At 53.2% G+C, this 7160-nt stretch carries 9 protein-coding genes; 1 reads left to right on the plus strand and 8 read right to left on the minus strand.

Annotated features, from left to right (window positions below):
• Position 1 precedes the first annotated feature (1 nt).
• Entirely contained in the window at positions 2 to 1375 is a 1374-nt protein-coding gene (trmFO, locus tag ACK4IR_RS09310) for an FADH(2)-oxidizing methylenetetrahydrofolate--tRNA-(uracil(54)-C(5))-methyltransferase TrmFO (protein ID WP_409874089.1), read from the plus strand.
• On the opposite strand, the gene tsaE is transcribed toward trmFO, so the two are convergent.
• From tsaE to ACK4IR_RS09350, 8 genes are all read right to left on the minus strand, one after another.
• Positions 1278 to 1736, minus strand: coding sequence for a tRNA (adenosine(37)-N6)-threonylcarbamoyltransferase complex ATPase subunit type 1 TsaE (tsaE, locus tag ACK4IR_RS09315; protein WP_409874090.1), 459 nt, complete (start codon positions 1734 to 1736; stop codon positions 1278 to 1280). The two genes, trmFO and tsaE, sit on opposite strands and share 98 nt — an antisense overlap.
• Positions 1737 to 2426 carry a magnesium protoporphyrin IX methyltransferase gene (gene bchM, locus ACK4IR_RS09320; RefSeq protein WP_409874098.1) on the minus strand — a complete coding sequence of 230 codons (690 nt, stop codon included), beginning with the start codon at positions 2424 to 2426 and terminating at the stop codon, positions 1737 to 1739. It abuts the gene before it with no gap.
• Positions 2427 to 2543: 117 nt separating this feature from the next.
• Entirely contained in the window at positions 2544 to 3455 is a 912-nt protein-coding gene (locus ACK4IR_RS09325; RefSeq protein WP_409874091.1) for a DNA adenine methylase, read from the minus strand.
• Positions 3456 to 3473: 18 nt separating this feature from the next.
• Entirely contained in the window at positions 3474 to 3617 is a 144-nt protein-coding gene (locus ACK4IR_RS09330; RefSeq protein ID WP_409874092.1) for a hypothetical protein, read from the minus strand.
• A 37-nt stretch (positions 3618 to 3654) separates the two neighbouring features.
• A complete protein-coding gene (locus ACK4IR_RS09335; RefSeq protein WP_409874093.1) occupies positions 3655 to 4362 on the minus strand; it encodes a NotI family restriction endonuclease in 708 nt (235 codons plus the stop codon).
• Positions 4363 to 4407: 45 nt separating this feature from the next.
• Complete coding sequence (locus ACK4IR_RS09340) at positions 4408 to 5322, minus strand: cell division protein FtsX (protein ID WP_409874094.1); 915 nt, start codon at positions 5320 to 5322, stop codon at positions 4408 to 4410.
• Positions 5291 to 5995 carry a cell division ATP-binding protein FtsE gene (gene ftsE, locus ACK4IR_RS09345; protein WP_409874095.1) on the minus strand — a complete coding sequence of 235 codons (705 nt, stop codon included), beginning with the start codon at positions 5993 to 5995 and terminating at the stop codon, positions 5291 to 5293. The genes ACK4IR_RS09340 and ftsE overlap by 32 nt, the downstream gene beginning before the upstream one ends.
• Positions 5996 to 6009: 14 nt before the next feature.
• Complete coding sequence (locus ACK4IR_RS09350) at positions 6010 to 6786, minus strand: WecB/TagA/CpsF family glycosyltransferase (RefSeq protein ID WP_409874096.1); 777 nt, start codon at positions 6784 to 6786, stop codon at positions 6010 to 6012.
• Positions 6787 to 7160: the final 374 nt, after the last annotated feature.

Consider the following 7160-nt stretch of genomic DNA (forward strand, 5'->3'; position numbering starts at 1 on the left):
GATGGAACCGATTACGGTCATTGGTGGTGGTTTAGCCGGTACAGAAGCGGCTTGGCAAATTGCCCGGGCGGGGTTGCCGGTGGTGTTGTATGAAATGCGCCCCCAGGTGGCCAGTCCAGCCCACCACACGGCAGAATTGGCGGAGTTGGTGTGCAGTAATTCCTTTGGGGCCAAGGCGAGCGATCGCGCCACGGGGTTATTGCACCATGAACTGCGGGCTCTTGGGTCGTTGATTATGGCGACTGCCGATCGCCATCAAGTGCCCGCCGGGGGCGCCTTGGCAGTGGATCGCACCCAGTTTAGTCGTGAGCTAACCGAAACCCTTGCCGCCCATCCCCTGATTACGTTGCGGTGCGAAGAGCTGACCCGCCTGCCGGAGCACGGCATTGTGGTCTTGGCCACCGGACCGCTCACCAGTGAGGCACTCAGTGCCGATCTCCAGCGCTTTACGGGACTGGACTACCTGAGTTTTTTCGATGCTGCCAGCCCCATTGTGGTGGGGGAGTCCATTAACCGTGAGGTGGCCTTTCTGGCCTCGCGCTATGACCGCGGGGAAGCCGCCTATCTCAATTGTCCCTTCACTGCCGAGGAATATCGGCGGTTTTGGCAGGCCCTCTGTGCAGCGGAACAGACCCCTCTCAAGGACTTTGAGCGTGAGCGTGCCCAATTTTTTGAAGCCTGCTTACCCATTGAGGAGTTGGCGCGGCGGGGGGTAGATACGTTGCGCTTTGGCCCTTTGAAACCCGTGGGCTTGCGGGATCCGCGCACCGGGGAGCGTCCCTATGCGGTGGCCCAACTGCGCCAAGAGGATCGCCACGGGCAACTGTGGAACTTGGTGGGTTTTCAAACGAATCTGCGCTGGGGCGAACAGCAGCGGGTCTTTCGGATGATCCCCGCTTTAGAGCAGGCGGAGTTTGTGCGCATGGGGGTGATGCACCGCAATACCTTCCTAAATGCGCCGAAGCTGTTGAATGCCACGCTTCAGTTTCGCGATCGCCCCACCCTGTTGGCCGCCGGTCAAATTACGGGTACCGAGGGATACAGCGCGGCAGTGGCCGGTGGCTGGTTAGCGGGAACCAATGCCGCTCGCCTCGTCCGGGGACTCCCCCCCTTGGTATTGCCGCCAACCACGATGGCCGGTGCCCTCTTTCACTACATCAGTACGGCTGAGAGCAAAACCTTCCAGCCCATGCCCCCCAACTTTGGTATTTTGCCACCCTTAGAGCAAAAAGTGCGCCAAAAGGCGCTGCGCTATGCGGCCTATCGCGATCGCGCCCTTAGGGATTTAAGCACTTGGGCAACAGCGATGTCGCTGCCCCTACAGCCTCTAGAGTTAGATGGGTGCGATCCTGCTGCCGTTGAAGCTGGAGCCTAAGGTAGTCTGGGGGTAGGGTGGGCAGGCGATCGGGCCACTCAATGGCAACAATCCCCAGCTCAATTTCTTCCCCCAGCCAATAGCGTTCTGGTGCCAACTCCGCCACTTCTGCAGGCGTCAGACGGTAAAGATCAAAATGATAAAGGGGAACACGTCCTTCGGGATATTCCTGAATCAGCGTGAAGGTGGGACTTTGGATGACATCGGCAATTCTCAATCCCGCCCCCAAGGCTTGGACAAACGTTGTCTTGCCGGCTCCGAGTTCCCCAACTAACAAGAGCACCGTCCCCGGCGGCAGCCATGTTCCCCACCGGCGCCCCAAGGCTTGCAGCTCCGCCAAGCTGAGGTTGAGGCTCGTCATCTAGGATCGCACGGCTTCGAGGAGGCGCGAAAAGTAAAAGCGAGTTTTAATCATGGCATTGCGCTCAATCTGCCAACCCAAGTTCTGCAAAATCCCGACCATCAATTCCTCGCTGTGCAGATAGGCACGGGTAGTCTTGCTGGCGCCGGGGAAGAATTCGCCAATTTTCTTTAGGAGGGTATATCGGGGAGTCTTGGGAGCAAAGCTGACAATTAGGCGCTCCATTGCCAGAGAACTCAGGTGGGTTAGCATCCGCGCCATTTGACTGTCGGGATAGTGGATGAGGACATCAAGGCAGATCACAATGTGATATTGTCCCCGCAGGGCTTCAAGATCACTTACATTGAGGATGAGTTCATGGTGGCCATTCAACTGAGCAGCGGCGCGATCGCGGGCTTCGGCCACCATCTTCTCAGAAATATCACTGGCATAGACCCGTGCCTCCAATGCCGCAAGGGGAATGCTTAGACTGCCAACTCCACAGCCGGCATCACAGACGAGTTTGCCCTTGAGGGAGCCATCGGCTTTTAGCCATGCAAGTACCGTATCAATCGTTTGTTGGTGCCCCCTGCGGATATCCGCTTGCACCTTGCTGACCTGCTCTGTGCCGTAGATGCGCCGCCAGCGATCGAACCCGGTGGTGTTGAAGTAGTGTTGGACAATTGCTTTTTCGTCAAGCGTAGGCTGCATCATCTCGCTCATCGGTTGGGCTATTCCTTGAACGTTTTTTGACTTATATGGGCATTAGCTTTTGATCAAAAAAGAGAGGCAGATTCCAGTCTTTTTCAGGAAAATATCCTCGGAGCATCAAGACTGCCGCAGACAAGCCTCAGGATCTAACCATCGTAAATCTCGTCCGATCACCAACTCCCTCATCGTAGCATGGTGGGTATTTTTCATCAAAATTGAGCGTACCTGAAACCGATGCTGCCGTGCCATCTCTTGAACTTCTTTGGCATCACTATATGTCATGAGAAAGTCTCCCGAAAGCAAGCTACAAATTCTAAAGAGATAGTCGTGATCAACTTGATGATATTTGTAAAGCCGCCTACCGGCGTTCTTACCCCCTGCCGTATAGGGAGGATCAATAAAGTAGATAGCATCTTTGCGATCGGCAAACTCGACGAGGACATTTAGGCCATCATCACAGCGGAAATCTATACGGCTGGCAATGTGATTGAGGTTCCTCAGTCTCTGGGCAAGCGTCTTTGGATACCAGCGGGAGCTGATTCCTTTTCCCTTCTCACCGTACCTGACAAACCGCGAACCTTCGGCAAGAATGCCGCCGTGTAGTGTACGATTCTTGAGAATTGTCTGAAATGCCCTCTCTCTTTTACTACTTGGTGTTTTTTGCAGTTCTTTTTCGATGTTTTCCCTTGTTATTGTAAAGTTTAGGATACGATCTGCAAGCCACTCGGTTTCACCATTTAGAATTGTTTCCCAAACCGCTGCCACCTCTTCATCTAACTCAACCATAACGACTTGATCGACCAAATTCTCAAAGAGGGCAGTAAGACTAATAATCCCACCACCAGCAAATGGCTCAACGAGGAGTCGCGGCTTTTCTTTCAGGCTGGCCATCCAATTGCGAAAGGTTGGTACAAACCATGTCTTTCCACCGGGATAGCGAAAAGGACTCCGCTGCGGCACCGATGCTACATTAACCGGCCGTGGCAAAGGCATATCATCAGAAAACAGTGAAAGCTGTTTTTCAATCATTGTATTTAATTAAAGCAACTAAAACACATCCTCAATGCTTTGATTGATTGGGGGTGTTTCCAATTGCTCATCAAGCTTTTCTTGCAGTAGCTTGAGGAAATGTTCCACGCTACCGGAAGATGGGGTGGTCATAGCAAGTAATGCCGGTTGAAATTCGGTCAAAATCTCATCTACCTTCGTCAGATAATATCGCCCCGACTCAGCTCCTTACTCTTTTTTTTAACTCTAGGTCATAGATAAGCCATGCTATCTCTGCTTTATCTTTTGCTACTGGCTTGAGGGGAGGAAGCGTTGCAAAGAGGCTTTTATGCAAAGCAACAGCAATTTTCTTTTTCCATGAATGCAAGATTCCACCTTTGTAAACCAGTTGCGGCAAAAGTCTTTTGCGAGAGGAGGAAAGATAATCAGGATGGGGATAATTTGCCTTCTGAGACCAACCCATGGAAGCTCTGTTGTGGGGATCGGCCATGTAGTAATCAAACGGCTCACGGATATTGCCAGAAATATAAACAGCCTGAATCTCAAGAGCACCAAAATCAGTGACTCTACCCCTCTCATCATAGGCAACAAGAACAACGTCAATGTTTCCGGCAGACTTGCCATAGGCATCGTTTAGACGGACTTCCATTAGCGAAGTCCACTGGGTTCCCTGTTCAAAGAAGAAATTAGCAGCATCATCAAGAATGAGCCAATCTTGACGAAAGCGAATGGGGCAGGTAATGACGGGTGTCCCTTCATGGTAAATACTGCAGACGCCAAGGGGATTTTGGGCTTTATCTTTGGTGCAATTGGGGACTTTGTTGTTAAAAGGGCAAAGCCGTCGCGAACGGTAGCGTTGAGCTGCATCTGTATGGTCGGTTACCAAATAGCCAAACACCTCTGCCAGTGGCTGTCCAGTAGGATTCATTTAGAGGCTACTTTGACAGTCCTAGTAAGTCGAGGAAGATCAAGACTATTTTGGCATAGGGGCGGTGGTTTGCAGTGCCAGTCGGCTACTCAACAACCCCAAAATCACTCCCACGATGATCAGGAATACCCCCAAGCCGACCGGCCATTCCACGGAGACATTGCTCCCAAGGGCGCGAAAGCCGACCTGTTGGGCTAACCACCGTTGAAGTTGTTGACTGCTAAGCCGACCGGCAAGCCACGCCAGCAAACCGCCGCTCCCACCTAGACTCGCCGCTTGAATGAAGAGGGGGGTATAAATCCAAGTTTGGGTGGCACCCACCAGGGTCATGATCTCGATTTCCGGTTGGCGCACAAGGATAATCAACCGCAAAATGGCGCTCACCAGCGCAATCACCGTTAAACTGAGGAGCAGCACTAAAACAAACGTGACTCCCCGCACGACGCGCTGCACACTTTGCAGACCACTGAGGGCGCGCTCAAGGTACTGCACAGACTCAATGCCGTCCTTTTGGGCAATTTGGTTAGCCAAGGAAGCCACCTGTTCGAGGCTTTGGGCGCGGATCTTGACTTCATCACTGAGGGGATTGGTGTCAAAGAGGTCTAGCCCACCCTGTTCGCTTTTGAGACCTAAATCTGCTTGCAATTCTGCCCAAGCGCGATCGCGATCAATCCAAGTGACATCGGCGACACCCGGCAGCGCTGCCAGTTGCTCTTTCAGGCTTGCCACCTTCACTGCGGGAAGATCGGGCGCCACATAGGCGGTAATTTCCAACCGATTGCCCAAGGACTCGACACCGGCCCCCACAAGCTGTGAGACTTGCCAGCCCCAACCAAAAATAAACAGGGTTACGGCCACGGCAATGACGGCTGCGCCGTTGAGCCAACCACCGCGCCAAAGGCTGCGGCGCACTTCCGGAATGAGAAAATCAAGGGTGGGAAAGGGACTTGAGTTTGCCATGGTGCAAGTGGAGAATCCGATGCGAAACCAAGCGGGTTAAGGCCAAGTCATGGGTGGCAAAGAGAACGGTTAACCCCTGCTGGTGGAGGCGATGAAGCAGGGCAAGAATTTGTTGACTGGTTTGGGGGTCGAGATTGCCGGTGGGTTCATCTGCCAGCAAGAGTTCAGGGCCACCGACGATCGCCCGCGCAATGCTCACCCGCTGCTGCTCTCCCCCCGATAGCGCTTGGGGATTGGCATCGGCTTTGTGGCTCAGTCCCACCAGTTTCAGGGCAGTGCGTACCCGCTGTTGAATTTCCGCCTTGGGCAGGCCGCGCACCAGCAGGGCAAAAGCCACGTTCTCTGCCACGGAGCGATCGCCCAAAAGCTTAAAGTCCTGAAAAATCATCCCCATGCGCCGCCGCAACCGCGCCATTTGTCGGTCTTGGTGGAGATTAACTTCCTCCCCAAACAGGTGAACCGTCCCCCCATCGGGACGGAACTGCCCCCAAAGTAGCTTCAGCAGGGTGGATTTCCCAGATCCCGACGCCCCGGTGAGAAAGCAAAACTCTCCCCGTCGCAGTTGCAAACTAACGCCATGTAAGCAGGGCAACCCGCCACCAAAGGACTTTGTCACTTGGCACAGTTCCGCAATGATTACCCCCTCGGAGGTGCGTTCACAGGGGTTTACCATCGGAGTCACTGCTGTCATCGGGAGGAGAAACGCCGTCGCCCATACAAACGACTGAGAAGGGTCTTCCATGCAAATTGGGGCAAAGCCAGCATCCGTCGCCATCGCCACGGTTCCTGATATAGGCGGTAAAGCCACTCCAAATGGAGTTTTTGCAGTAACTTGGGTGCTCGTTTTTTCACTCCGGCCCAAACGTCAAAACTGCCGCCGACGCCCACCCAAATTGCCTTCGGACAAATATGACGATGGCGATCGATCCAGTATTCCTGCCGTGGCACCCCCAATGCCACAAGGATAATGTCGGGCTGCTCCTCGTTTAGCTTTTCAATGAGGATAGTTTCAGTGTCCGCATCGTGGTAGCCAGATTGCACACCAACAATCTTTAAGTTCGGCAACTCTCGATGCCAGCGCTCAGCAACTTTTTCTGCTACGCCCGGTGCTGCCCCATAGAAAAAGACCCGCTTGGGCTGGGGCGCCTCATTCGCCAGTCTCAAGAGTGCTTCCGCAAATTCAATCCCTGGCAGACGGCGCACAGAGAGGCCATGCAACTTGAGGTAGAGAATCACTCCTGATCCATCGGGAATCACCAAATCAGCACGGTGTAAAACATCGGCAAACTCTGGGGTTCGCTCCGCCAACATGACCATCTCTGAATTGAGCGTGATCACGTGTTGACCATGACCATCCCGCTGTTGCATTAGCAGCCACGCCGGGGCATTGTCCACTAAGTGAAGGGGGAAACCAAAGACTGAAACCTTTGCGGGAATGGCGGGCATCACAATTGGGTGACCCATGGGAAAGACGTGTGATTAATAAACATGCAGTATCTTACAGCCCTTTTCACAGCAAGTGAACACCCTGAGGAAAACAGCGTGATCAGCAGGAGAACGCTTCAGGTATGTCCCTCTATTGCTTGGAACAGGGCTATATCGCATATACGAAGGTGATTCCACGGGATATGCCTTGTTGAAATTCACAAAACGTCTTTGCTAGATTAGAGTCGTTATTAAGATTCGTAAACTTGGCTCTTATTATCTCTTTGAGCTACCTCACGAATCTGCCCTTATGACTTCCTTTCGGAGTTGAGTTTTATGACGATCGCGATTGGACGAGCGCCAGCAGAACGGGGATGGTTCGACATCCTCGACGACTGGCTCAAACGTGACAG

Source organism: Thermosynechococcus sp., assembly GCF_046299635.1.
GTDB lineage: Bacteria > Cyanobacteriota > Cyanobacteriia > Thermosynechococcales > Thermosynechococcaceae > Thermosynechococcus.